Annotated in this window: 28 protein-coding genes and 1 pseudogene; 11 read left to right on the top strand and 18 right to left on the bottom strand. The window is 42.1% G+C overall.

The window, feature by feature from the left end:
* Window positions 1-13: 13 nt before the first annotated feature.
* Entirely contained in the window at window positions 14-1,360 is a 1,347-nt protein-coding gene (maeN, locus tag MKY50_RS16205) for a sodium/malate symporter MaeN (protein ID WP_341116927.1), read from the top strand.
* A 35-nt stretch (window positions 1,361-1,395) separates the two neighbouring features.
* On the opposite strand, the gene MKY50_RS16210 is transcribed toward maeN, so the two are convergent.
* Window positions 1,396-1,611: a hypothetical protein gene (locus MKY50_RS16210; protein WP_015251336.1), complete on the bottom strand. Its 216-nt coding sequence runs from the start codon at window positions 1,609-1,611 to the stop codon at window positions 1,396-1,398.
* Between the two features lie 230 nt (window positions 1,612-1,841).
* On the opposite strand from MKY50_RS16210, the gene MKY50_RS16215 reads away from it, so the two are divergent.
* From MKY50_RS16215 to mnhG, 7 genes are read left to right on the top strand one after another with little or no spacing between them, the layout of a single operon-like run.
* Window positions 1,842-4,247 (top strand): Na+/H+ antiporter subunit A, encoded by a 2,406-nt coding sequence (locus tag MKY50_RS16215; protein WP_019712489.1) that lies wholly within the window; start codon window positions 1,842-1,844, stop codon window positions 4,245-4,247.
* On the top strand, window positions 4,240-4,671 hold the full coding sequence (locus MKY50_RS16220; RefSeq protein ID WP_003228819.1) for a Na(+)/H(+) antiporter subunit B: 432 nt from the start codon (window positions 4,240-4,242) through the stop codon (window positions 4,669-4,671). The genes MKY50_RS16215 and MKY50_RS16220 overlap by 8 nt, the downstream gene beginning before the upstream one ends.
* Window positions 4,671-5,012, top strand: a complete 342-nt coding sequence (locus tag MKY50_RS16225) for a Na(+)/H(+) antiporter subunit C (RefSeq protein ID WP_003220730.1) — start codon at window positions 4,671-4,673, stop codon at window positions 5,010-5,012. The genes MKY50_RS16220 and MKY50_RS16225 overlap by 1 nt, the downstream gene beginning before the upstream one ends.
* Window positions 5,005-6,486 carry a Na+/H+ antiporter subunit D gene (locus MKY50_RS16230; RefSeq protein WP_341116928.1) on the top strand — a complete coding sequence of 494 codons (1,482 nt, stop codon included), beginning with the start codon at window positions 5,005-5,007 and terminating at the stop codon, window positions 6,484-6,486. The genes MKY50_RS16225 and MKY50_RS16230 overlap by 8 nt, the downstream gene beginning before the upstream one ends.
* A gap of 5 nt (window positions 6,487-6,491) precedes the next feature.
* Window positions 6,492-6,968: a Na+/H+ antiporter subunit E gene (locus MKY50_RS16235; RefSeq protein ID WP_003228815.1), complete on the top strand. Its 477-nt coding sequence runs from the start codon at window positions 6,492-6,494 to the stop codon at window positions 6,966-6,968.
* Window positions 6,968-7,252 carry a Na(+)/H(+) antiporter subunit F1 gene (locus MKY50_RS16240; protein ID WP_003228814.1) on the top strand — a complete coding sequence of 95 codons (285 nt, stop codon included), beginning with the start codon at window positions 6,968-6,970 and terminating at the stop codon, window positions 7,250-7,252. Before MKY50_RS16235 ends, MKY50_RS16240 begins: the two co-directional genes overlap by 1 nt.
* Window positions 7,236-7,610, top strand: coding sequence for a monovalent cation/H(+) antiporter subunit G (gene mnhG / locus MKY50_RS16245; protein WP_003244302.1), 375 nt, complete (start codon window positions 7,236-7,238; stop codon window positions 7,608-7,610). Before MKY50_RS16240 ends, mnhG begins: the two co-directional genes overlap by 17 nt.
* 40 nt (window positions 7,611-7,650) lie before the next feature.
* Here the strand turns inward: mnhG and MKY50_RS16250 are convergent, their stop codons facing one another.
* From MKY50_RS16250 to degQ, 6 genes are all read right to left on the bottom strand, one after another.
* Entirely contained in the window at window positions 7,651-8,031 is a 381-nt protein-coding gene (locus tag MKY50_RS16250) for a hotdog fold thioesterase (RefSeq protein WP_017695528.1), read from the bottom strand.
* Between the two features lie 18 nt (window positions 8,032-8,049).
* Window positions 8,050-8,694 (bottom strand): two-component system response regulator ComA, encoded by a 645-nt coding sequence (gene comA, locus MKY50_RS16255; protein WP_003220716.1) that lies wholly within the window; start codon window positions 8,692-8,694, stop codon window positions 8,050-8,052.
* A gap of 80 nt (window positions 8,695-8,774) precedes the next feature.
* Window positions 8,775-11,084 carry a two-component system sensor histidine kinase ComP gene (gene comP, locus MKY50_RS16260; RefSeq protein WP_038828679.1) on the bottom strand — a complete coding sequence of 770 codons (2,310 nt, stop codon included), beginning with the start codon at window positions 11,082-11,084 and terminating at the stop codon, window positions 8,775-8,777.
* Between the two features lie 14 nt (window positions 11,085-11,098).
* Complete coding sequence (gene comX / locus MKY50_RS16265; RefSeq protein WP_038828676.1) at window positions 11,099-11,266, bottom strand: competence pheromone ComX; 168 nt, start codon at window positions 11,264-11,266, stop codon at window positions 11,099-11,101.
* The gene (locus MKY50_RS16270; protein WP_038828674.1) at window positions 11,254-12,153 is read right to left on the bottom strand and encodes a polyprenyl synthetase family protein; all 900 of its coding nucleotides are present in this window, start codon (window positions 12,151-12,153) and stop codon (window positions 11,254-11,256) included. Before MKY50_RS16270 ends, comX begins: the two co-directional genes overlap by 13 nt.
* Before the next feature lie 184 nt (window positions 12,154-12,337).
* Window positions 12,338-12,478 carry a degradation enzyme regulation protein DegQ gene (degQ, locus tag MKY50_RS16275; protein WP_003220708.1) on the bottom strand — a complete coding sequence of 47 codons (141 nt, stop codon included), beginning with the start codon at window positions 12,476-12,478 and terminating at the stop codon, window positions 12,338-12,340.
* Window positions 12,479-12,699: 221 nt separating this feature from the next.
* On the opposite strand from degQ, the pseudogene MKY50_RS16280 reads away from it, so the two are divergent.
* Together MKY50_RS16280 and MKY50_RS16285 are read left to right on the top strand one after the other, a co-directional pair.
* Window positions 12,700-12,762: pseudogene (locus MKY50_RS16280) on the top strand (hypothetical protein); the annotation flags it as partial.
* Between the two features lie 177 nt (window positions 12,763-12,939).
* The gene (locus MKY50_RS16285) at window positions 12,940-13,308 is read left to right on the top strand and encodes a hypothetical protein (protein ID WP_050258610.1); all 369 of its coding nucleotides are present in this window, start codon (window positions 12,940-12,942) and stop codon (window positions 13,306-13,308) included.
* On the opposite strand, the gene pdeH is transcribed toward MKY50_RS16285, so the two are convergent.
* From pdeH to MKY50_RS16320, 7 genes are all read right to left on the bottom strand, one after another.
* Window positions 13,284-14,513, bottom strand: coding sequence for a cyclic di-GMP phosphodiesterase (gene pdeH, locus MKY50_RS16290; protein ID WP_003243525.1), 1,230 nt, complete (start codon window positions 14,511-14,513; stop codon window positions 13,284-13,286). The genes MKY50_RS16285 and pdeH overlap by 25 nt on opposite strands.
* A gap of 136 nt (window positions 14,514-14,649) precedes the next feature.
* Window positions 14,650-16,122, bottom strand: coding sequence for a nicotinate phosphoribosyltransferase (locus MKY50_RS16295; protein WP_003228788.1), 1,473 nt, complete (start codon window positions 16,120-16,122; stop codon window positions 14,650-14,652).
* A 15-nt stretch (window positions 16,123-16,137) separates the two neighbouring features.
* Entirely contained in the window at window positions 16,138-16,689 is a 552-nt protein-coding gene (locus MKY50_RS16300) for a cysteine hydrolase family protein (RefSeq protein ID WP_341116930.1), read from the bottom strand.
* 96 nt (window positions 16,690-16,785) lie between these two features.
* Window positions 16,786-17,184, bottom strand: coding sequence for a YueI family protein (locus tag MKY50_RS16305; RefSeq protein WP_015251331.1), 399 nt, complete (start codon window positions 17,182-17,184; stop codon window positions 16,786-16,788).
* A 71-nt stretch (window positions 17,185-17,255) separates the two neighbouring features.
* Window positions 17,256-17,504 carry a YueH family protein gene (locus MKY50_RS16310; RefSeq protein ID WP_003228783.1) on the bottom strand — a complete coding sequence of 83 codons (249 nt, stop codon included), beginning with the start codon at window positions 17,502-17,504 and terminating at the stop codon, window positions 17,256-17,258.
* Between the two features lie 72 nt (window positions 17,505-17,576).
* The gene (locus tag MKY50_RS16315; RefSeq protein WP_014477839.1) at window positions 17,577-17,798 is read right to left on the bottom strand and encodes a spore germination protein; all 222 of its coding nucleotides are present in this window, start codon (window positions 17,796-17,798) and stop codon (window positions 17,577-17,579) included.
* Window positions 17,799-17,857: 59 nt separating this feature from the next.
* Window positions 17,858-18,967, bottom strand: a complete 1,110-nt coding sequence (locus MKY50_RS16320) for an AI-2E family transporter (protein WP_015483636.1) — start codon at window positions 18,965-18,967, stop codon at window positions 17,858-17,860.
* Between the two features lie 114 nt (window positions 18,968-19,081).
* On the opposite strand from MKY50_RS16320, the gene MKY50_RS16325 reads away from it, so the two are divergent.
* On the top strand, window positions 19,082-19,471 hold the full coding sequence (locus tag MKY50_RS16325; RefSeq protein WP_341116933.1) for a DUF2283 domain-containing protein: 390 nt from the start codon (window positions 19,082-19,084) through the stop codon (window positions 19,469-19,471).
* A 40-nt stretch (window positions 19,472-19,511) separates the two neighbouring features.
* Here the strand turns inward: MKY50_RS16325 and MKY50_RS16330 are convergent, their stop codons facing one another.
* From MKY50_RS16330 to essA, 4 genes are all read right to left on the bottom strand, one after another.
* Window positions 19,512-19,748, bottom strand: a complete 237-nt coding sequence (locus MKY50_RS16330; protein ID WP_003220677.1) for a YuzF family protein — start codon at window positions 19,746-19,748, stop codon at window positions 19,512-19,514.
* A gap of 176 nt (window positions 19,749-19,924) precedes the next feature.
* Window positions 19,925-20,455 (bottom strand): HD domain-containing protein, encoded by a 531-nt coding sequence (locus MKY50_RS16335; RefSeq protein WP_003244444.1) that lies wholly within the window; start codon window positions 20,453-20,455, stop codon window positions 19,925-19,927.
* Window positions 20,456-20,652: 197 nt separating this feature from the next.
* Window positions 20,653-21,384 (bottom strand): (S)-benzoin forming benzil reductase, encoded by a 732-nt coding sequence (locus tag MKY50_RS16340; RefSeq protein ID WP_151262403.1) that lies wholly within the window; start codon window positions 21,382-21,384, stop codon window positions 20,653-20,655.
* 62 nt (window positions 21,385-21,446) lie between these two features.
* Window positions 21,447-21,902: a type VII secretion protein EssA gene (essA, locus tag MKY50_RS16345; RefSeq protein WP_015251327.1), complete on the bottom strand. Its 456-nt coding sequence runs from the start codon at window positions 21,900-21,902 to the stop codon at window positions 21,447-21,449.
* Window positions 21,903-21,929: the final 27 nt, after the last annotated feature.

The following is a 21,929-nucleotide window of genomic DNA, read 5'->3' on the forward strand; positions in this document are numbered from 1 at the left end:
GGGGGTGTATGACATGGGAGCAATTCCAAAAACGGGGACAATTTCACCTGAGCAAAAAGACTCACAGGAGAAAAACCTGTTTCAAAAAATTTGGTCTTGGGAAATCGGTGTGATTCCTTTGCCATTATACACAGTATTAGCTGTTATTATTATTCTTGCAGCATATTACAATGAGCTGCCGGCAAATATGCTTGGCGGGTTTGCCATCATTATGATTCTTGGTGTGTTTCTCGGAGACATAGGCCAACGCATACCGATATTGAAGGATATTGGCGGCCCTGCTATTTTATCTTTGTTTGTTCCTTCATTTTTAGTCTTTTACAATGTACTGAATTCAACATCTTTAGACGCTGTAACCAACTTGATGAAAACGTCTAACTTCCTTTATTTCTATATCGCGTGCCTTGTTGTGGGAAGTATCCTCGGTATGAACAGAATTGTTTTAATACAGGGGTTTATCAGAATGTTCGTTCCACTGGTTGCAGGAACGATCACGGCCGTTGCAGCCGGCATCCTTGTCGGATTTATTTTTGGCTATAGTGCCTATGATTCCTTTTTCTTTGTTGTTGTCCCGATTATTGCCGGGGGAATAGGTGAAGGGATTTTGCCGCTTTCAATCGCCTATTCACAAATACTGGGCTCATCCGCCGATGTATTTGTGTCTCAGCTGGTGCCAGCCGCAATTATAGGAAACGTTTTTGCTATCATATGTGCAGCCTTAATGAAAAAGCTTGGCGACAAGCGTCCAGATCTAAATGGGAACGGACGTCTCGTAAAATCTAAAAAAGCAAATGAGATTTTCAATCAAAAAGAAGCCGAAGCAAAAATTGATTTTAAACTAATGGGAGCGGGAGTTCTGCTCGCGTGTACATTCTTTATTTTTGGCGGGTTATTGGAGAAATTCATCTTCATCCCGGGCGCGATCTTAATGATTATTTCAGCTGCGGCTGTCAAGTATGCGAATATTCTTCCGAAAAAAATGGAAGAAGGCGCTTACCAGCTTTATAAGTTTATTTCTTCAAGCTTTACATGGCCGCTGATGGTCGGTCTCGGCATCCTCTTTATTCCGTTGGATGACGTAGCGTCTGTGATTTCTATTCCGTTTGTCATCATCTGTATTTCAGTTGTTATCGCGATGATTGGTTCTGGATATTTTGTAGGCAAGCTGATGAACATGTATCCGGTTGAATCCGCAATCGTTACCTGCTGCCACAGCGGCCTCGGCGGAACGGGTGATGTTGCCATTTTATCGGCATCAGGAAGAATGGGCCTTATGCCGTTTGCCCAAATTTCAACCCGTCTCGGCGGTGCAGGCACAGTTATTTGCGCGACAGTGCTGCTTCGTTTTTTCACTTCATAAACAGAAAGAGTTCCGTTTTATGCGGAACTCTTTTTTTATTTATTCACAATCCGAATATACTCTCGGGGACCAAACGGCAGATCCTTTGATTCCATCTCACTCATTCTGGCTGACAGGTGGTGCTCCAGTAAATACAGCTCCCACTCATCACTAGCCGCCACACCGCTGCGCCCGTCATATTGATTCAACATGAATGCCCCTGCAAATACTGAGCAGAATAAACCTGAGCACATCACGACTTTTCTTTTCACATGACCAGCTCCTTACCTTCAGCTTGATCAGGATTGATTTTAAATATACAAATAACCTCTTTTTTGTTAGACTTATTTTGAGGTCAAAAGAACTCATAAAAACCCATTATAGCAGTTCGAAGCGTGGCAGCTTGCAGAAAAGTGCGATATAATTTGGACTAGGTCGTTTGACCGTATATTTCATACATAGCGCATTTTTCAATTGAGAACGAGAAAAGGAGGTCTTATCTTTGCAGCTCTTACATCTTGCTATTTTATCGCCTTTTTTATTTGCTTTTATCATTCCCTTCTTGGCAAAATACGCAAAAAGAGTGCATACGGGCTGGTTTGTGTTGATCCTGCCCGTCTTGCTGTTTATATACTTTCTCCCAATGATCAGGATGACACAATCTGGAGAAACACTTCGATCGGTATTAGAGTGGATTCCGTCACTCGGCATTAACTTTACCGTTTATATAGACGGCCTCGGGTTATTATTCGCTTTACTGATCACAGGCATTGGCTCTTTGGTCACTCTTTACAGCATTTTTTATTTATCGAAAGAAAAAGAACAGCTTGGGCCCTTTTATGTCTACTTATTGATGTTCATGGGCGCCATGCTCGGCGTCGTTCTAGTAGACAATGTCATGGTTCTCTACATGTTCTGGGAGCTTACAAGCCTTTCATCCTTTTTGCTGATCGGCTATTGGTATAAGCGGGAAAAGTCGCGCTATGGCGCAGCCAAATCACTTTTGATTACGGTCAGCGGCGGGCTGTGCATGCTCGGCGGATTTATTCTCCTTTATTTGATAACGGATTCCTTCAGCATTAGAGAGATGGTTCATCAGGTTCAATTAATTGCCGGCCACGAATTGTTTATCCCGGCTATGATTCTCATTTTATTAGGGGCTTTTACGAAATCAGCGCAATTTCCTTTTTACATCTGGCTCCCTGACGCGATGGAAGCTCCGACGCCTGTCAGCGCTTATCTCCATTCAGCTACTATGGTAAAAGCCGGCATTTATGTGATTGCGAGATTCAGTCCTATTTTCGCCTTTTCAGCTCAGTGGTTTTGGATCGTGTCCCTCGTTGGCCTCTTTACGATGGTTTGGGGTTCATTCCATGCCGTGAAACAAACTGATTTAAAATCGATTTTGGCGTTTTCAACCGTCAGCCAGCTCGGCATGATCATCTCCATGCTCGGAGTCAGTGCTGCGGCCCTTCATTACGGCCATACAGAATATTATACAGTTGCCGCTATGGCTGCCATTTTCCATTTAATCAACCACGCAACCTTTAAAGGAAGCTTGTTTATGGCAGTCGGGATTATCGATCACGAAACAGGCACACGGGATATCCGGAAGCTAGGCGGCCTGATGGCGATTATGCCGATTACATTTACCATTTCCTTAATCGGGACATTTTCAATGGCCGGCTTACCGCCGTTTAACGGATTTTTGAGTAAAGAAATGTTTTTCACAAGCATGCTTCGCGTGACACATTTTGACCTGTTCAACGTGCAGACATGGGGCGTTCTGTTCCCTCTTTTCGCCTGGATCGGAAGTGTATTTACGTTTATCTACAGCATGAAATTGCTGTTTAAAACATTCAGAGGAAATTACCAGCCTGAGCAGCTTGAAAAACCGGCTCACGAGGCGCCTGTCGGCATGCTCGTACCACCAGTCATTCTTGTCGCTTTGGCTGTCAGTCTCTTCTTTTTCCCGAATATATTGTCGTACAGCCTGATAGAGCCTGCGATGAACTCAATCTATCCGACACTGCTTGCAGGCCATGAGAAATTCCACGTTCACATTTCACAGTGGCATGGGGTTACAACGGAATTGCTCATGACTGCGGGTATTGTTGTGATCGGAACAATTGGTTATTTGTCGCTGAATAAGTGGAAGGGAATCTATAAACTGTTTCCTTCGAAACTCACACTCAACCGGTTATATGATAAGCTTTTGACTCTGATGGAGAAAGGCTCTTACCGGGTCACAAAACAATATATGACCGGGTTTTTAAGAGATTATTTGCTGTATATCTTCGCTGGTTTCATCATTCTGATAGGCGGAGCTTTTGCCATTAAAGGCGGATTTTCATTTAAAACGGAAGGCATGGCTAAAATCGGTGTATACGAAATCATTTTGACGCTTGTCATGATCAGCGCCACAGTGGCGACTGTTTTTGCTAGGTCAAGACTGACGGCGATCATTGCACTCGGTGTTGTCGGTTATACGCTTGCATTGTTTTTTGTCATTTTCAGAGCGCCGGACTTGGCATTGACTCAGCTCGTCATTGAAACGATTTCTGTGGCACTGTTTCTGCTTTGCTTCTACCATTTGCCGAAACTGAGGCTGAAAACAAAAACGAGAACGTTCCGGATGACGAATTTTATCATTTCTTTAGGCGTCGGTGTTATCGTTACTCTGCTCGGCATCGCATCCTCAAGCCAGCGGACAAAAGACAGCATTGCGTCCTTCTTTGTCAAACACAGCCACGATCTCGGCGGAGGGGATAATGTCGTCAATGTCATTCTCGTTGATTTCAGGGGATTTGATACAATGTTTGAAATTACGGTATTAACGATAGCCGCTCTCGGCATTTACAGCATGATTAAAACAAAAGTAAAAGAGGAGGGGAAAAGCGGTGAATGAACAAAAAACAAATGACTTGATTCTTCAAACCGCGACAAAGCTTGTATCCTTTATCATTTTGCTTTTCTCTTTCTATTTATTTTTATCAGGGCATAACGCGCCCGGAGGAGGCTTTGTCGGCGGACTGATCACGTCCTCTTCCATCGTTCTCTTGCTCTTGGCGTATGATTTAAAAACCGTGCGTTCCCTTTTGCCGGTCAATTTCATTTATGTCGCGGGAGCCGGCCTTCTGCTCGCTGTATTAACAGGCGTTGGCTCCTTTGTCTTCGGGGCTCCTTTTTTAACCCACACATTCGGATACTTTCAGCTGCCGATCCTTGGGAAAACGGAGCTCGCCACAGCGACGATATTTGATTTAGGCGTTTATCTTGTTGTCGTAGGCATAACGATGACCATTATTCAAACGATTGGAGAGGAAGAATAATGGAAATCTTAATGGCTGTATTAGCCGGTATTATTTTTATGGCTGCTACGTATTTGCTGCTGTCTAAAAGCCTGCTTCGCGTCATTATCGGAACAGCACTGTTAAGCCATGGCGTTCATTTAATGCTTTTGACTATGGGAGGATTAAAGAAAGGCGCCGCTCCGATTTTGAGCGAGCATGCCAAATCATTTGTCGATCCGCTTCCGCAAGCCCTGATTTTGACCGCAATTGTCATTTCTTTTGGCGTTACGTCATTCATCCTCGTCATGGCCTTTCGCGCTTATCAGGAATTGAAATCGGACGATATGGATCAAATGAGGGGAAATGATCAACATGAATAATTTTGTTATTTTGCCAATCCTGATCCCGCTTTTGTCGGCTATTCTTCTGATTTTCATGACGAAGAATCTTATGCTCATGAGAATCTTCAGCACGGCGGCATCGGCCATCGGGATTGTGATTAGCGGCATACTTGTACAGACTGTCTTCACAAAAGGCATCCAGACACTCAGCCTAGGCGGATGGAATGCGCCGTACGGCATTGTGCTTGCCGCAGACCAATTCGCCAGCCTTCTCGTTCTCACAACAGCGGTCATCGGTTTATTGGTTGGGCTTTATTCCTTCCGTTCTGTCGGTGAAAAACGGGAACGCTCCTTTTACTACTCTGGCGTTCAGTTCTTGCTTGCCGGCGTCAGCGGAGCGTTTTTAACAGGCGATTTATTTAATATGTACGTATTTTTTGAGCTTCTGCTTATTGCTTCCTATATGCTGATTGTATTAGGCGGCACAAAAATTCAGCTGCGGGAATCCCTTAAATATATTGTGTTTAATATCGTATCGTCTGCCCTGTTTGTCATAGGGGTCGGCTTTTTATACGCTGTAACCGGCACGTTAAACATGGCGGATCTTAGCGTGAAAATCAGCGAATCAGGACAAACCGGGCTGATCACTGTGATTGGTGTCCTGCTGCTTTTGGTATTTGGCATGAAGGGCGGAATCTTCCCCCTCTACTTTTGGCTTCCAGGCTCTTATTACGCGCCACCGGCAGCAATCTCCGCGTTGTTCGGCGCTTTGCTGACAAAAGTCGGGTTATATGCGATTGCGAGGGTTTTCACATTGATTTTTATTCACGATACAGCCTTTACCCATCAGCTGATGATTTGGCTGGCGGCGCTGACTGTGATTTTTGGTGTCATCGGTTCACTCGCTTATTCGAATGTCATGAAAATTGTGATCTATAACATTATTACCGCTGTCGGCGTGATTTTGTTCGGTGTTGCAGTACACACCCCCGCATCTATTCAGGGCGCGATCTACTATCTGATTCACGATATGCTGATTAAGGGCGCTTTGTTTATGCTGGCAGGTACGCTGATCGCATTGACTGGAACCGCGAGCCTGCATAAAATGGGCGGGCTGATCAAACGCTATCCTGTTCTTGGATGGATGTTTTTCATTTCCGCTATTTCTCTTGCAGGCATTCCGCCACTGAGCGGATTTGTCGGCAAATTTAAAATTGCGGAGGGCGGCTTCGCAGAAGGTGAATTTACGATATCCATGCTGATTCTGCTTTCAAGTCTGCTCGTACTGTACTCTGTGCTGAGGATCTTTATACATGCGTTTTGGGGCGAAGAAAAAGAAACGCCAAAACCAAATCATCGAACAGCTAAAGGACTTCTTTATCCGGCAGCTATTTTTCTCTTGCTGTCTCTTCTCTTCGGGTTGGGTACAGAATGGGTGTCGCCTTACGTTGATCAAGCGGCCGAGACGCTGCTGAATCCGGAAAAATATATCGAAGCTGTTCTGAAGGAGTAGATCGCATGGCATTTCAAATTTTATTAAATGTGTTTCTCGCTTTTTGCTGGATGTTCTTGAGCAACAGTCCAAGCGCCGCAGGATTCATTACAGGCTATATTCTGGGCATGCTCTCTCTCTTTTTCTTCCGGCGCTTTTTCACTCGCCAGTTTTATCTATGGAAATTGATTTCTATCATCAAGCTCTGTTTCATTTTTATAAAGGAACTGTACCTTGCCAATGTCAGTGTGATGAAATCAGTCTTATCTCCAAAACTGAATATCAGACCGGGTATTTTTGCTTTTAAAACTGAACTGACGAAGGACTGGGAAATCACCCTGCTTTCTCTGCTCATTACATTAACGCCGGGAACCTTGGTGATGGATATTTCAGATGACAGAACAATACTTTATATTCATGCAATGGATATCGAGGATGCGGAAAAAGCGATTTTTGACATTCGGGAGTCATTTGAAAAAGCCATACAGGAGGTGAGCCGGTGATGTTTACGCTGATCCTGCAAATCGCGCTCGGCATTATGGCAGTGTCTACCTTTTTGTATGTCATTCGTGTCATTAAAGGGCCGACTGTGCCTGACCGGGTCGTGGCTCTGGATGCAATCGGCATCAATCTGATCGCAATCACGGCGCTTGTCTCCATCTTGCTGAAAACAAGTGCGTTTTTAGATATTATTTTGTTGCTGGGGATTTTATCGTTTATCGGAACGATCGCATTTTCCAAGTTCCTGGAGAAAGGAGAGATTATCGAAAATGATCGAAACCGCTAAAGTCGTTGTGGCTGTATTCATATTGCTGGGTGCTCTTATATGCCTCATTGCTTCATTTGGCGTACTTCGCCTTCCCGATGTGTTTACACGCGCTCATGCTGCTTCTAAAGGCTCAACATTAGGTGTCAATATGATACTGCTCGGTGTCTTCTTCTATTTGTGGTTTGTGACGGGGGAGCTCTCCGCTAAAATCCTGCTTGGGATTCTCTTTATCTTTATTACGTCGCCTATCGGCGGGCACTTGATCTGCCGTGCTGCGTATAACTCCGGCGTCAAGCTTGATGAGAGAAGCGTACAGGATGACTATAACGGAATCAGAAACTTTGTGATTAAACGAAAAGAGGATTCTTATCTATAAAAATAATAGCAGCCGGACAGGCAGAGTTCCGGCTGTTTTTTTATTTCTTGATGACAGCCAGCGTGCATCTGGATATACAGATCAGCCTCTCTTGCTCGTCATATATGTGAATGTGATAGACAATCGTCGTTCTGCCGATATGAACGGGCTCGGCTATCGCCTTTACCGTTCCTTCCTTTACAGATTTTAAATGGTTGGCGTTAATCTCCAAACCGACACAAGCCTGTGTTGAATGATCAATCAGGTTCTGTGCACCTGCGCTCGCCGCTGTTTCCGCCAAGGCCACTGAAGCGCCCCCATGCAAATATCCGAACGGCTGAACCGTCCGATGATCCACCGGCATGACCGCAACGCATCGTTCCGCTGTGTTTTCAACAATCTCTATACCAAGCGCTTCAAGCAATGTGTGTTTCGTATCCATCATCTACACCCCCAACATTTAAAGTACACCGTCTGATTTCGCAATCAAAACCGCTTCCGTCCGTGAACCGACATTCAGCTTATTGAAAATCGATGTCAAGCTGTATTCAATGGACCGCTTGCTTAAATGAAGGGCATCTGCGATTTCTTGGTTTGTAAATCCCTTTTCAACTTCTTGAAGAATCAGGCATTCTCTAGGTGTGAGCACATCTTGTTCTTTTTGAGAGGAAGGAGCCGGCTTTGTTTTTTGCTGAGTCATCAGCTGTTTAAAGTAAGCAAAATCGACTAAAATTTCTCCGTTGAGTACGTGGTATATGTATTGGGTGATCTTTTCTTTAGATTCCGTTTTGCTGATGGCACCGTGCAGACCCGCACGAATCGCTTCCTCGAAATAATCCTCGACCTCATAACCGGTATACACGATAATTTTACAATGAGGATTCTCTTGTAAAATCTGTTTAGAAAGCTCCATCCCATTGACCTCGCCGCCTAAATTCAGATCCATTAAAATGAGATCATATGACGAGAAATCATGCTGCTTGATAAACTGTTCACTCGGTTCAGGACTGAGACAATCAACAGACAAATTCGAATCCGTTTCCAAAATTGTCTTGGTGCCTTCCATGACAGCCGGATGGTCATCAATCACTAGTATCTTTTTCATGTTTTCCTCCCTTTTACTCACTCTTTTCCATTTTATAAAAAAGACTTGGCCTGTGCCAAGTCGTTTCCGTTATAAATCCATTACAATTCGATTTCAATATCAGCCTTAAAGCCCTTTCCTTCACTTGTTTCAATCCGAAGGCGCCCATCTAAAGCCCTGACTCTCTCCTTAATGCCAGAAAGCCCCATGCTCATGGAATGCTCAGTATTCTTTTCCTGATCAAACCCAACGCCATCGTCCTCATAATGAAGAACGATTTTGTTTTGAATACTGATGAGCATAATCAGCACATCCGTCGCCTGAGAGTGCTTGACCGCATTAGACAGAAACTCTTGAATGATCCGGTACAAATTCAGCTGCGAATCCAGATCAAGGGAAGCCGTAAATCTCCCGGTATTTAAACGGATATGAAACGGAACCCGCTCCTGCTGCTGCGCCACCAGCTTCGACAGCGCCTTCACCAATCCAAGATCATACAGAAGCTGCGGCCGCAGCTCATGACACGTCTCCCTCGTCATCGAAATCACATCAGACATCTGCTCATTCATCTGTACAAGCTTGTCCTGCACCTCTTCACGGCACGGATTATCATCCTTCTTGAAATCACCCAAAAACAGCTCACACTGGCGTTTTAAGGAAATCAAATCCTGAAGAACCGAATCGTGGAGATCACGGGCGAGTCCTGAACGCTGTTTTTCTTCGATTGCAAACATTAGCTTTTTCAGCCATATCGGGTTGGTTCCCTCTTGCTTTAAGTCCTTCAAATGTTCCATGAGCTCCTCAATATGCAGAACATTTTCCATGGACACACTTGTATAAAAAGACAGTGTTTTCAGCCACGATATTTCATCACGTGTTAGCCGGGGAGTGTTAATATTAGATAAACAAAGCAGAACATAAGAACTTCCACCTCGTTCACCAACTTTCATAAGAAAGCCTTGATTGACTTCTATAATTTTCCCGATTTCTGATGTTACGTTTTCAAACTCCTCTTTATAAAGATGCCATTCCGGTTCGATTTCATGCTTATCTAAAAATATCACTTTGTGATCAGGAGTTACCTCAAAGGTATAAGCTTTGCTTACATGTAAAACATCCAAAATAGTTTTTTTCAGTTCTTTAAAGACTTGTTGAAGAGAAGTTACACCTCTCATTAGCTGAGTATATTTAAAGATACTGTCCTGATAGTTGAATTTTTCAGAGAAACGTTTTAACCGAAATTTAAAATCTATGACCTCTTTAAAATAAAAGACAGCGAACATGACAACGAAAAAAAATACCGTTTGGCGTAAAGGATTCATCTGTATTTCCATTACATCAAACAGAACTAATGCACCAACTATAAGAAGAGTTGGTATCATGGCAAGTAGAGCATAGTATCTCATTCTTCCTAAGATAAACTCTATATCAAACATCTTATTGGCTACAAATTGGTATACTAACCCGAACGGAATTAGTACTAGTAATGACGCCGAAGCTAATGCCGGGAAAATATAATTACCTGTAAATATTATTGGAAGAACAAAAAATATCAAAAAAGGCGCAAATGATAAAGTGTTTGTTAAAATTAGTAATTTAAGAATAAACGAATGCTCAGCATATTTATATTTATTAAGATGAAAATATATCGCTGAAAAAGAAAATAGAGTCAAAATTGCAAAAGAAACCAAGTTAACAGTCGCTAAAAAATCAATATCTACTTGTAAATAGTCTTGAAAAAACTCAATTCCAAGATTAAATATTGGTATGATATAAAGAAAGGAGATTCTATTCAAAAAAGTTTTTCCTATTTCTCCAAGATATGTTTGTATAAATTGAAGATAAAGAATAGGAGAAGATATAAAAGTAAACAAGTTAATATACCGATTGATTATATGTCCTCTAAATGGTCCACCTGCACTTATATATGCTATCGAAATGTCTAATAACAATAGAATAAGAATATAGGCAGCAAATGATCTCCTTTTTTTATTTACCTTAAATATATAAAAAATGCATATTATGCTTAAAAAGTAAAAAACCAAAGGAAGTACGAACAGAAAAAAACTATAAGATCTATTTAGAGTAACTAAATCAAAATCTTTGAGATGAATCTTTTTTCCACTTCTTAAAATATCCAAACTGTTAATATGACTCAAATATCCCCATTTCAAATGTTTGTCTGAAGGTTTTTCTTCATTGATTTTTAATATGATATCTCCCTGTCTCAGACCAACAAATTGTCCATATGAAGATTTTGATATTTCTTCTATTACAAATTGACTTTTATCATTTTTTTGAACCTTAGTCCCAATAATAATCCCATTCATACTAATATAAGTTGTATAGCTTATATAGAGGATACTCAAAACAATTACAGCTATTGTGAATTTTTTTATCAAGTTCTTCAATGCAAATCCACCTATTAATCACCCCATTGACGGGTTATTGGATCAGCCCGATAATAATCATTATAAGCTTTAATTATTGTTTCAGTTTCTTGCACATCAAAACCAATAAGGCAGGCTTCTTTATTTTTCAATTTTTTTAAAGCCTCAGGATAATTTAAAAAGTAGTTAATTAGGTCTTGCACCTTGTATCCCCCTTTTTATAACTTAGTAAGCTTTCCTTTATTAACTCTTTTTTTTCTTTATCTAAATTTAATTGTTCTATAGTAGAAAAACATTTTTGTTTGTATATCTCCAATAATACCGAAATGTATTGAGTAACTCCTGCCTGAATTAATTTTTCTTCGAATTTCTCCCTATCTAATAATGCTTTATAATATAAGTCTTTATGTGAAAATAAATATAATAATTCTTCCGAAGCATTATTAAACAATCGCTTAAGATATAAGTAAATCAGTGTTTGTTTGTTTTTTTCAATATCACTGCGATTCCCAGATAAAAGAACATGATAATCTCCAGAAATTTGAGCTACAATCCCTTTATAATAGGAATATCTTTCAACTGTTTCATTATATTCTCCTGTAGCCAATAAAACACCTGCTACATTTGCTAGTGCAATCAAACTTCCACATTTTAATCTAATTACTTCTAAACTTTCATCTTCTGTTTTAGATTTATTAGTGATATCGTCATGTTGACCTTGCATGGCTTCGTTTACGTATCTTAAAACATATTTAAAAATTAAAGGATTGATATTTAATGAATAAATACTCGTTAATCCTACTGTATACAAGGAAAGAGCTGCATTTAAAGACTCTGAGCGATTAATTTTCATCCATAAAGCATGGTGATTATCTTCATCTTCAAGATCATCCATAATATCTGATGAAAGAATAAGTATTTCTATTCCCGCACCAAGCCATGTTGCAACATCTAAATTCTCTCCTCCAAAAACAACATAATGTAAGATTGCAGATTCAGCAAAGGAGAATGTTTCTTTAGAATCAATAAATGAGCAAAGAAGTTGTGACAAATCTTTGTTAGATATGTTTTGCTTCACAATCTCCTTCATTTTCTCCTTGATCCGGACAGAATCTAAACATATCTGCTCAATAACGACTTCCCCCCTCCCATTCCATTTTACTAAATGGGACATTTAAAGGACAGCAGGTTTTTCGTTTTTTAACAATCATATAATACTTTATCCATTTATTGTATCGGTAGAACGAAAAAAAAGACTTGTTTCCAAGTCTTTTTCACGAAATTTTCATTGCATAATTGTATTTATCGAGTTGATCAATGCTTTTGTTAATGTTTCGTAATGAATCTGTCGTTTCTTTAATATCAAGTTCGAGTCGGAATAACAATTGTTTTACTTCTTCAAGTTTCTTTTCCATCGTTTCCACACTCCTTTTTTTGAAAGATCAATGAATTGTGTATGGTGAACGAGTCCTAGGTATTTGATCTGTTACTAATAGTGTATCTGCTTTCGGCTTATTTTTCACCGAAAAGTATACAAAAAAGTCCTGCGTGACACCGCAAATCTCAATAGGTCCTTATACTCAAAGGAATCACAACAAGAACGGGACTATCTTTCTATGCGAAAGAGCGTTTATATGTGCTGAAATTGAGAAAGATTCTTAATTCCCTTGATTTTAACGTGTTTCGCATTTTTACTAAGTAAGACTATAGTCCTTCATACCGTATTTTCAAAATTGAATATGCGATTCTTGGCGTTTCCTGACCGACAAACACCGAAAAAGACCGCAACGCTAAAGTTGTGGCCTTTTCGCTTTGTCATATTCGGCAATTAGGGATCTATACATATAGAAACATCCCTTTTTTGTGAGGTGCTCCCATGAGATATCGTTATCCCTGGTTTTACGTGTATCCGTATGAGGTACGCCGTCCGCCCGCTCCTGCCAACAATATTGATACCTTTATCCGTTCAGCGAAGCAGGCCGCAGGGATATTTGCGGATGCCCAGCTCGTTCTCGGCCGCATTGCGGGCTCGCGGGAGCTCTCGCGCCGCATTCTGACCGCAGCCGAGCAGTCCGATAAACAAACCATCAAGCGCCTGATCAAACAAATGGGCGTCCGGCATGAAGTGGATACGGTCTTTAATCCCGACGGCATCTATATCAGCCTTATCGGAACGCAAAGCCGAATCATTCTTGCTTTGCGGTGGTCAGAGGACCGCAATCATTTTGCGTCCATAAGATTATGACACCATTCCAGAGCCTCAAGATAACATTCATACGCTTCTTCTTTGTCGAGTTGATTGCCTAATTCCGAGCAAGTGTCCCAGTTGTTGCTTTCAATTAATTTCACAAGCTCAAGCATTTGGTAGTAGTCGTTTTGATGGCCTAATAATGCTTGCCCGACTTCATCTTTTAAAGGCAATTCTTGAACAATTTCCTCTATTTCTCTATGCAGGAGGGTGTCTATGAGAGAAAACATTCCGATCAGCATATAAGAAGCTGGCTGCGGCCGGGATGTCTTTCTCGCCAGCAGTTCGCAAAGCTTTGCTCTTATCAAAGAAATCTTAATGATTTCGTGCTTGCTGGAATGCCCTTTCCTGCTTAAATCCTTAAAGGAAAGAATATATATCCACCGTTTGATTTCATTAAATCCCAGCAGCATAATGGCCTGTTGAATGCTTTCAATTTTCTGGCTCAAACGGCTGTGGGATGAGTTTAAAAATTTTAAAATTTGATAGGACAGTGATAAATCCCGCTCTATGTACTCTGTCACACGCTTTATGTTAGGCTGCTCTTTGCTCAGTTCGTTAAGCAGTTCATAGTAAGAATAGAAATGAGTCGATAGGTCATGCCCGCTGATGATGCGCGGCTCGCTGAAAAAGTAGCCTTGGAATAATTGAAATCCGTCTTGGACCGCCTGTTTATATTCTTTTCGGGTCTCTACTTTTTCCGCTAAAAAAATCAGGCCGCGGCAGCCGTAGGTTTGCAAAATTGTTCTGCGTTCCATTCGTGTTGTTTTGAGAAAATCAATTTTCAATATATCAATATAGCTCATGAGTTTTTCCAGTAAGTCCTCATCTTGCGGATTTATTGCATAAAAATCATCAAGCGCCAGCATATACCCCATTTTTTTCAATTCTTTGCATCTAGAAATGAGGGCCGGCGTGATCGGTATATCTTCAAGGATTTCAATGACAAGCTGTTTCGGATTGAAGGAGGTGGGAAGATTCGAAAACATCAGGCTTTCCGTAAAATTAACAAAACAGCGTTTCCCTTCCGTCAGCTTCTCAATTCCGATGTTTAAAAAGCTGTTGATCACCAAATCTGTTGTTGCCTGATCGCCGTCTTTAGCGCTATACACGTTCTCTTCGCTTTCTCTATACAGCAGTTCATAAGCAACAACCTGTTCTTTTCTATTAAAAATAGGCTGTCTTGCAACAAACACCCTCATTGATTTATCCCCCTTACAATACGCGCGGCTTTCACCCCTAAGTATATCAAATAATTTGACGAAAATTGTCTAAACATGAAAAATAATATATACATAAAGAAAACTGGCCCTTCGCGAATGAAAGGCCAGTTTTTCTTTATTCTTCCTCAAGCTCTTCTTCAATTCTGCTTTTCACTTCGTGGATCCGCTGCATTTTATTGCTCCAGCAGTCCTCGCTTAAATCAACCGGGTATTCCTCCGGCTTGCTGATTCTCTTATATTCCTCCCAGAGCAGGCTGAGGTTATCCTGCACATACTGCTGTATGTCTGAAATCTCAGGGTTTTGGTAGCAAAGAATACCTTTCTCAAAAATCAGCTCATGAAGATCCTTCGCATAAAAATTCGTGACAAATTTGCTGATGAATGTATGAACCGGGTGGAACATTCTGAGCCGCTTCTGATCATTCACCTGCTCATCATAAAGCGCAATATAGTCGCCTTCAGAATGATGGTTGGACTGATTAATAATGCGGTAGACTTTCTTTCTGCCCGGTGTCGTCACTTTTTCAGGATTGGACGAAATTTTGATCGTGTCGACCATTTTCCCGTCTTCTTCAATGGCAACGAGTTTATAAACTGCGCCGAGAGCCGGCTGGTCATAGGCAGTGATCAGCTTCGTACCGACACCCCAGACATCAATGCGCGCTCCCTGAGCCTTTAAATTCATAATGGTGTGCTCATCCAAATCGCTTGAAGCAATCACCTTCGCATCTGTAAATCCTGCTTCATCAAGCATTTTCCGGGCTTTTTTTGACAGGTACGCCAAATCGCCGCTGTCCAGACGGATGCCAATGAAATTAATGCGGTCGCCGAATTCCTTGGCAACCCTAATCGCGTTCGGCATGCCTGAACGAAGCGTGTCATACGTGTCAACTAAGAAGACGCAATCCTTATGTGTTTCCGCGTATTTTTTGAAAGCTGTATATTCATCGCGGTAAGCCTGCACAAGCGCATGCGCATGTGTGCCGGAAACCGGGATATTAAAGCGCTTTCCGGCTCTTACATTGCTTGTCGCGCTAAAGCCGCCGATTAAGGCTGCTCTCGCTCCCCACATGGCCGCATCCATTTCGTGCGCCCGTCTTGTTCCGAATTCAAGCGCAACTTCATCACCAATGACGCCTTTAATCCGGGCAGCCTTTGTTGCGATTAATGTTTGATAGTTCACAATGTTGAGCAAAGCTGTTTCAATCAGCTGCGCTTCTACCAGGGGTGCCTCCACCCTCATAATCGGCTCATTGTTAAAAACGAGCTCTCCTTCTTTCATGGAGTAAAGTGAACCTGTAAAAGATAAGCCGCGCAAATATTCAATAAAATCTTCATGATACCCGAGTTCATCCTGTAAATAACTCAAATCGCTATCCGTAAACTTGAAATTTTCCAAGTATTCAATGGCTTTTTCCAAGCCCGCAAATACGGCATAGCCATTTTCAAACGGAAGCCTTCTGAAAAACAGCTCAAAAATCGCTTTCTTTTCATGAATGCCGTCTCTCCAGTACGTTTCCGCCATATTGATCTGATAAAGGTCTGTATGTAATGACAGGCTGTCATCTTTAAATCCGTACTCTAACACTGTTTTTCCCCTTCCTTACTCTGCCACTTGCGCTCCGATGCTGTTTGCAAAATGGGAAAGAGCCCATGCGTGCCCCTCCTGATTAAAGCTGGCAACAGCTTGTTTATGCACAACAATCCGAAAACCTTTGTTGTATGCGTCAACAGCTGTATGCAACACACAAATATCTGTGCAGACACCGGCAAGATGCAGTTCGCCAATCTGCCGCTCTCTGAGTTTGAGCTCTAAATCAGTTCCCGCAAAAGCAGAATATCTCGTTTTTTCCATGTAGTAAACATTAGATTCATGTTCATGTTTCTGATATAGAGGCAAAAGCTTTCCGTACAGATCTTTTCCTTCCGTGCCTTTTATATTATGCGGAGGAAAAAGACAGGTTTCAGGGTGATATTGATCCCCTTCATCATGAGAATCTACTGCTAATACGACGTAATCACCGTTTGTGATGAATTCTTCAGTTAAATTGACGATTGCCTCTTCAATCATTCTGCCGGGCTCCCCGCAGGTCAATTTTCCGTCACTCGCCACAAAATCATTCGTATAATCAATACAAATAAGTGCTTTTTTCATAGCCGGCCTCCCCGCCATCAGTATGAGAACATTATATCTTATCTCCAGTTGTAAGTGAATTGCCATGAACAAAAAGACAAACGGTCCGTTTGTCTCTTACGATTTCAGCACTGACCGATTATAAATGTCGTCCTGAATATATATCAATTCACGATTCACAGCGATGTCAGCCGCAATGACGATGCCTAAAGGCGTATGAAACTGAAGATCAGATACAATCTTGAAGGGCACTCCGTACCGGTTCGCCATTTGGATATAAGGAGAGTAAGACTGGTATTGAAGCTCTCCATTAATCAAAAGGGTGACGTTATGGCTGTTTTTCAGCTCGTGCTCCGCCTCTTTATACGGTTTGCTTCTAAGCACCTGTCCTTTCGTCAGTGCCAAAACGACTCTTTCTCTTAAAGAGCCTAAAAACAAATGGCGCTCGTCAGGCTTTGTCTCCAAAGGCCCATACATTCCTTGCTGCAAATAGAGATCCATTTTATCTTCACTCAAAAGCCTGTCCTCCCGTCTTGTTTGTCTTCATTATCACCTGATCAGGCAGGAGCTAAACTTTCAAGCGCCGTTTACATTTCTGTTACCCAATGAATGATTTTTTTGGCCAGCTCACCAGCAGGGGTTTCCTCTGTATGCCGGCGCAACGACGCTTCCAGCCGTTCAGGCAGAGTTGCTTTATCTTCTTCATAGGAAATGATCGTGCTCCACTCCAGCTGCGGTACCGCTACAAGCGTGCGCAGTTCTTTTCTGTTTTCATGCAGATACACGTCCGTGATCATTCCGGTTTGCGTATTGATATTTGCTTTTCTGATTTTCATAACATGACCTCTCTATTTAAAGACTACCCATATTATACAATAAAAAAGCAACAGCCTCTTGTGAAAAGGCTGTTACCCGTTAAACGAAACTGTTTCATCAGTGATATCGGCATCTTTGAAGAGAGTTTTACTCGTTTGGTTGTTAATCTTCACAAAATCACCAAGCTGAAATGTGCCTGACCCCGCCCCTGAATGAGCGACGCTTTTGGGCGAAATCGCAAATACGTCTCCAAAGCTTGCCGCGGCATTACCCGTAACTGACATGATATAAATCGGCCCCACAATTGCAGGCATTTCCCCACCTCCGCATTGATTTACAGCATCATATGCAAGGAGCCGATAATGGTGCCCGCCTATTCAGCTGGCTTTGCGTTTTCCTCGAGTCGTGACCGCTGGCGCAGCTTGATCAAGCGGACAATATTCAGGAAGAACGCCTTCACTACCGCATAAACCGGCACCGCTAAAATCATGCCGAGAATTCCGCCGAAGCTTCCCGCTCCGATTAATAGCAAAATAATCGTAAGCGGATGGGTATTCAGCCGCTTTCCGATCACAAGAGGAGACAGCAGGTTTCCGTCCAGCTGCTGAACGATGACGACCACAATAATCGCAAACAGCGCTTTGGCCGGCGAGTCCATAAAACCGACAATGACAGCCGGCGCGGCACCGAGAAAAGGCCCGACATAGGGAATGATATTGGTAATCGCCATGACAATCCCAAGAATCAGGGCATACGGCAGTCCGGCAATTAAATAGCCGATAAAACACGCTGTTCCGACAAAAAGACAGATTAACAGCTGCCCCTGGAAATATGCCGCAAGCGTATCGGATAAATCTTTAAAAATCTTTAAGCCTTCTGTCCGATAAGAAGCCGGTAGAATTTTTACTGCCAAATGTGGAAAGCGGTGTCCGTCTTTCAGCATGTAAAAAAGGATAAATGGAACAGTAATAATAACAAGCGTGATGTTTGTCACGACACCAAACACCGCAGATAAACTGGACGTGATATTTTGCGGCAGGTTTTGGAGAAAACTTGTCAATGACTGTTCAATTTTTGATATCGATACATAATCCTGGTTCATCATCCAGGTAAACCATTGAGAATGGGACAAATCCTTTGTCAGCGCCTGAATCTGTTTTATATAATCAGGAAGGTTGTTAAACAGCCCTGTCACCTGTGAGGTGATGATAGGTCCGACTGACGCTGAAATAAAGGCAAGCAAACCGATAAACAGTAAATAGATCAATAGGATGGATAATGTCCGCGGAATTTTTTTCTCAAGCAGGCGGACGACCGGATTAAATATGAAATACAAAATTCCCGCAATCAGCATCGGGAAAAACAATGTCGAGATAAAAACAATAAACGGCTGAAATACAAATGAAACTTTTGTTGCTACATAAATAATCAGCAAAACAAATAAAATCTGCAATGTCCAAAAATGGACTTTTGATTTCAACAAGCTTTGTTCCTCCTAGTTTTTCTTTGTCTGTCAGATAAAAGAACTTATACCCCATCATTGTAACAAAAATGAACCCATATCAGAACTCTTAATATAATGAAAGGAGTGTTGGTGATGAAGGCCATGACATACGATACAGATTCAGAACTGGCTTATATCTATGTTCTTCCTCCGAAAAGGAACAGGAATATACGGTCTGAGGAGCTTAAAGTCAATGATTGTATCCTGCTGGATATCGACCAAGACGGCAAAATTGCCGGATTCGAATGTTTTGGTGAGGCAGCACACCTCTGTGCCCCATTTGCCGGGAAATACCGGCTATATGTAAAAGTTTCAGACGGTTATCATTTTCGGGTCTGCCAGCATGCTTCAGTCCGTTCCTGCTATACGGTGTACGGTGTCACTTTCTGTTTTTCAGATGGTGACGATCAGGAATTTGCCGGCTTTGACCTTGATGGAACAATGTATCATAGTGCGTTTTTACAGCGCTTAACTGAAAAATAGGACGTCCCGGTGTACGCCTATTTTTCATGCGCAAGCACTGTTAGACCCGCTCACTGTAATCTGGGGTGACGGAAATCATGTGCTGGATTCTGATCAAACAAACAGAATTTCGGGCTCCTTCAATTGTGATATGGTCAGGTTTTACATCAATCAGTCTGCCTCTGACCGTATCTCGTACTGTCTGTATAACGAACCTTGAGCCGATGAGCTTTTTAATGGTCTGATAGACATAAGGATCGACTAAAGAGACCAGTTGCGGACTACCTTGGTTGACCATACTTTTATCCCCTTTGTGTGTTTTATCTCAGCTTATGCCGCGCTTATGGATAATGACACAGGCTTACCTGATAAAACAAAGGGGTGCGGAGATTTTAGGAGAATACGTTTGGAAGCGGGTGTAAAGGAAGTATCGATGAAGCGGAGACAGCGAAGAAAGCTGGCGCTGTTCCGTACTTATACAGGCTTTATCACGGATGCCTGGGCTTGGTCGATTAATTGGTCCAGCTTTTCTATTTTTTTTCGTGCGGTTGAAGGATCAATTTGGCGGTAATGATGGTGGCCGCCCGGCTCTTCATCCAGTTCGTCCGCTTTTTTGACAATCTGCTGCAGTGTATTTTTATCTAATTCGCCTTCAGGCAAATAGGAATCTGTATGAAGCAAAATGGCTAGTGCAATCTCTTTTGCTGCTTTCGGTTCCTCGCCAAGCCGAATCAGAAGTTTATGCGCCCGTTCCGCCCCTTTAATGGCATGAATGTCATTTCTTTTGTATTTCTCATAATCCCACTTTCCGTCTGTATACCATTCATAATGGCCAATGTCATGAAGCAGTGCCGCTTTTGCTGCTAAATCAGGATTAATGTCAGCCTTCACAGACAGCCTGTATGCATGATAAGCGCAGGCAATCGCATGTGCCACGCCGGAACGCTGAAGATATTTTTGTGCAATTGGATGGGTGAAAACATCCATTAATGTAACCTTTCTCATGGAAACCCCTCCTTTAGATATTTTTAGAATCCTAACATAATTTGCAGAGAAACTCAATTCTTATGTCACATCATTTTGATCTTCTTATCATCATTGTTATACCCTAAAAGCAACGTTTCAGTCAGTATATGCGGCTGTTCAATAAAATGCGCTGGCTGTAGCCTTTTGTATAAAAAAAAGAGCAGAAAATATCTGCTCTACAAAAACTCTTTAATATCATAAATGCGGCCGTTTTCCGTCCCTTTTTCTAGTAAAGAAAGCAGCGTGCCGGCAATAAAGTCCGGACTGCGAAGGCTTCCTGTTTCATTTAATTTCCGGAATCGTTCAATGTGGTGGAAATCCTTTTTCGATGAAGAACGGATGACTGCCTGCATCTCAGTGTCCATCACTCCAGGTGAGAACGAAATCATGTTCACCGGCAGCTCTTCATCCTCCTGTTCAAATCCGAATGTCCTCGTAAACATGTCGAGCCCGGCTTTTGAACTGCAATACGCGCTCCATCCCTTATATGGATTTTTGGCGGCTCCTGAAGTAATGTTGACAACCGTCTTTTTGCCGCTGTATGGAGCAAACCGTTTTGTAAACAGCTGACTCAAAAGCACGGGCGCAGTCAGGTTCAGCTGATAATGGCGCTGAAGCTCGTCAAGAGACGCTTCGCCGGCACGTTTGATCGGCGTTACCATTCCGGCGTTATTGACCAGGGTAATACCAGAATAACGATATGGATCGATGGATGAGAGCAATGTTTCAAATTGCTGTTCAACTTCTTCGAGATTGATGAGGTCTATTTGATGCTGCGTTAGTTTTTTGTGAGAGACATCTGTTTTCGTTCTGGATAAGGCATGGACTTCATGCCCCTTTTCTAAAGCCTGTAATGCAATGGCTTGACCCAGCCCTTTTGACGCTCCGGTGATGATATAAAGTTCCATTGGAAACCTCCTTTTCCGTTATTATTGTACGGCACCGCTTTTACACAACACAAGCACGCGGCCTACGCCTTCTTGTTTTCCTGCGCTGTGACTTTTGGGATGAGGAACACGATGCCTGCAATTCCGAGCAGGATCAGTACGACATAGATCATCGGCAGCAGCAATGATGATGTTTCTTGTTCATCTTCTGTTTCCGTTGATGATGTCTTTGTTATTGGTTTTTCTGCAAATGTAATTCCAAGCTGTTTCGACTGGGCCGCAATCGTGTTGGAATCCTCGGCATTTGTTGATGTAAACAAATCTTTTATCAGCTCGGCGTCCTTGTCCTTCGGTTTATCAAAAGTGATATCCTTTTGTTCCTCAGGCAGTTCTGTTTTTTCTTCATAGTAGGTATCTTCATGCAAATAATTCGTATCGATTTCGATGTCTTTTTTCTCATACTGGTTTGGCGCGACATCTGTATTTTCTTCAGTTTGGGCAGCAGCTGCAGAGGGTATGAAAAGGGAAAAGGAGAGCATACAAATCATGATCCCCTTTTCCATGCT

The organism is Bacillus sp. FSL R7-0685 (genome assembly GCF_038002425.1).
GTDB classification, from domain to species: domain Bacteria; phylum Bacillota; class Bacilli; order Bacillales; family Bacillaceae; genus Bacillus; species Bacillus subtilis.

What these genes read in the sequence shown, in the direction of transcription:
- MKY50_RS16240 (WP_003228814.1), top strand. Translation starts at nt 6,968, where the DNA reads ATGTTTACGCTGATCCTGCAAATCGCGCTCGGCATTATGGCAGTGTCT.
- maeN (WP_341116927.1), top strand. Translation starts at nt 14, where the DNA reads ATGGGAGCAATTCCAAAAACGGGGACAATTTCACCTGAGCAAAAAGAC.
- MKY50_RS16325 (WP_341116933.1), top strand. Translation starts at nt 19,082, where the DNA reads ATGAAGGCCATGACATACGATACAGATTCAGAACTGGCTTATATCTAT.
- MKY50_RS16270 (WP_038828674.1), bottom strand. Translation starts at nt 12,153, where the DNA reads ATGAAGGAGATTGTGAAGCAAAACATATCTAACAAAGATTTGTCACAA.
- mnhG (WP_003244302.1), top strand. Translation starts at nt 7,236, where the DNA reads ATGATCGAAACCGCTAAAGTCGTTGTGGCTGTATTCATATTGCTGGGT.
- essA (WP_015251327.1), bottom strand. Translation starts at nt 21,902, where the DNA reads ATGCTCTCCTTTTCCCTTTTCATACCCTCTGCAGCTGCTGCCCAAACT.
- MKY50_RS16230 (WP_341116928.1), top strand. Translation starts at nt 5,005, where the DNA reads ATGAATAATTTTGTTATTTTGCCAATCCTGATCCCGCTTTTGTCGGCT.
- MKY50_RS16300 (WP_341116930.1), bottom strand. Translation starts at nt 16,689, where the DNA reads ATGAAAAAAGCACTTATTTGTATTGATTATACGAATGATTTTGTGGCG.
- MKY50_RS16225 (WP_003220730.1), top strand. Translation starts at nt 4,671, where the DNA reads ATGGAAATCTTAATGGCTGTATTAGCCGGTATTATTTTTATGGCTGCT.
- MKY50_RS16315 (WP_014477839.1), bottom strand. Translation starts at nt 17,798, where the DNA reads ATGCCTGCAATTGTGGGGCCGATTTATATCATGTCAGTTACGGGTAAT.
- MKY50_RS16335 (WP_003244444.1), bottom strand. Translation starts at nt 20,455, where the DNA reads ATGAGAAAGGTTACATTAATGGATGTTTTCACCCATCCAATTGCACAA.
- MKY50_RS16330 (WP_003220677.1), bottom strand. Translation starts at nt 19,748, where the DNA reads ATGGTCAACCAAGGTAGTCCGCAACTGGTCTCTTTAGTCGATCCTTAT.
- MKY50_RS16340 (WP_151262403.1), bottom strand. Translation starts at nt 21,384, where the DNA reads ATGGAACTTTATATCATCACCGGAGCGTCAAAAGGGCTGGGTCAAGCC.
- degQ (WP_003220708.1), bottom strand. Translation starts at nt 12,478, where the DNA reads ATGGAAAAGAAACTTGAAGAAGTAAAACAATTGTTATTCCGACTCGAA.
- comA (WP_003220716.1), bottom strand. Translation starts at nt 8,694, where the DNA reads ATGAAAAAGATACTAGTGATTGATGACCATCCGGCTGTCATGGAAGGC.
- MKY50_RS16310 (WP_003228783.1), bottom strand. Translation starts at nt 17,504, where the DNA reads ATGAAAATCAGAAAAGCAAATATCAATACGCAAACCGGAATGATCACG.
- MKY50_RS16285 (WP_050258610.1), top strand. Translation starts at nt 12,940, where the DNA reads ATGAGATATCGTTATCCCTGGTTTTACGTGTATCCGTATGAGGTACGC.
- MKY50_RS16250 (WP_017695528.1), bottom strand. Translation starts at nt 8,031, where the DNA reads ATGGATACGAAACACACATTGCTTGAAGCGCTTGGTATAGAGATTGTT.
- MKY50_RS16235 (WP_003228815.1), top strand. Translation starts at nt 6,492, where the DNA reads ATGGCATTTCAAATTTTATTAAATGTGTTTCTCGCTTTTTGCTGGATG.
- pdeH (WP_003243525.1), bottom strand. Translation starts at nt 14,513, where the DNA reads ATGAGGGTGTTTGTTGCAAGACAGCCTATTTTTAATAGAAAAGAACAG.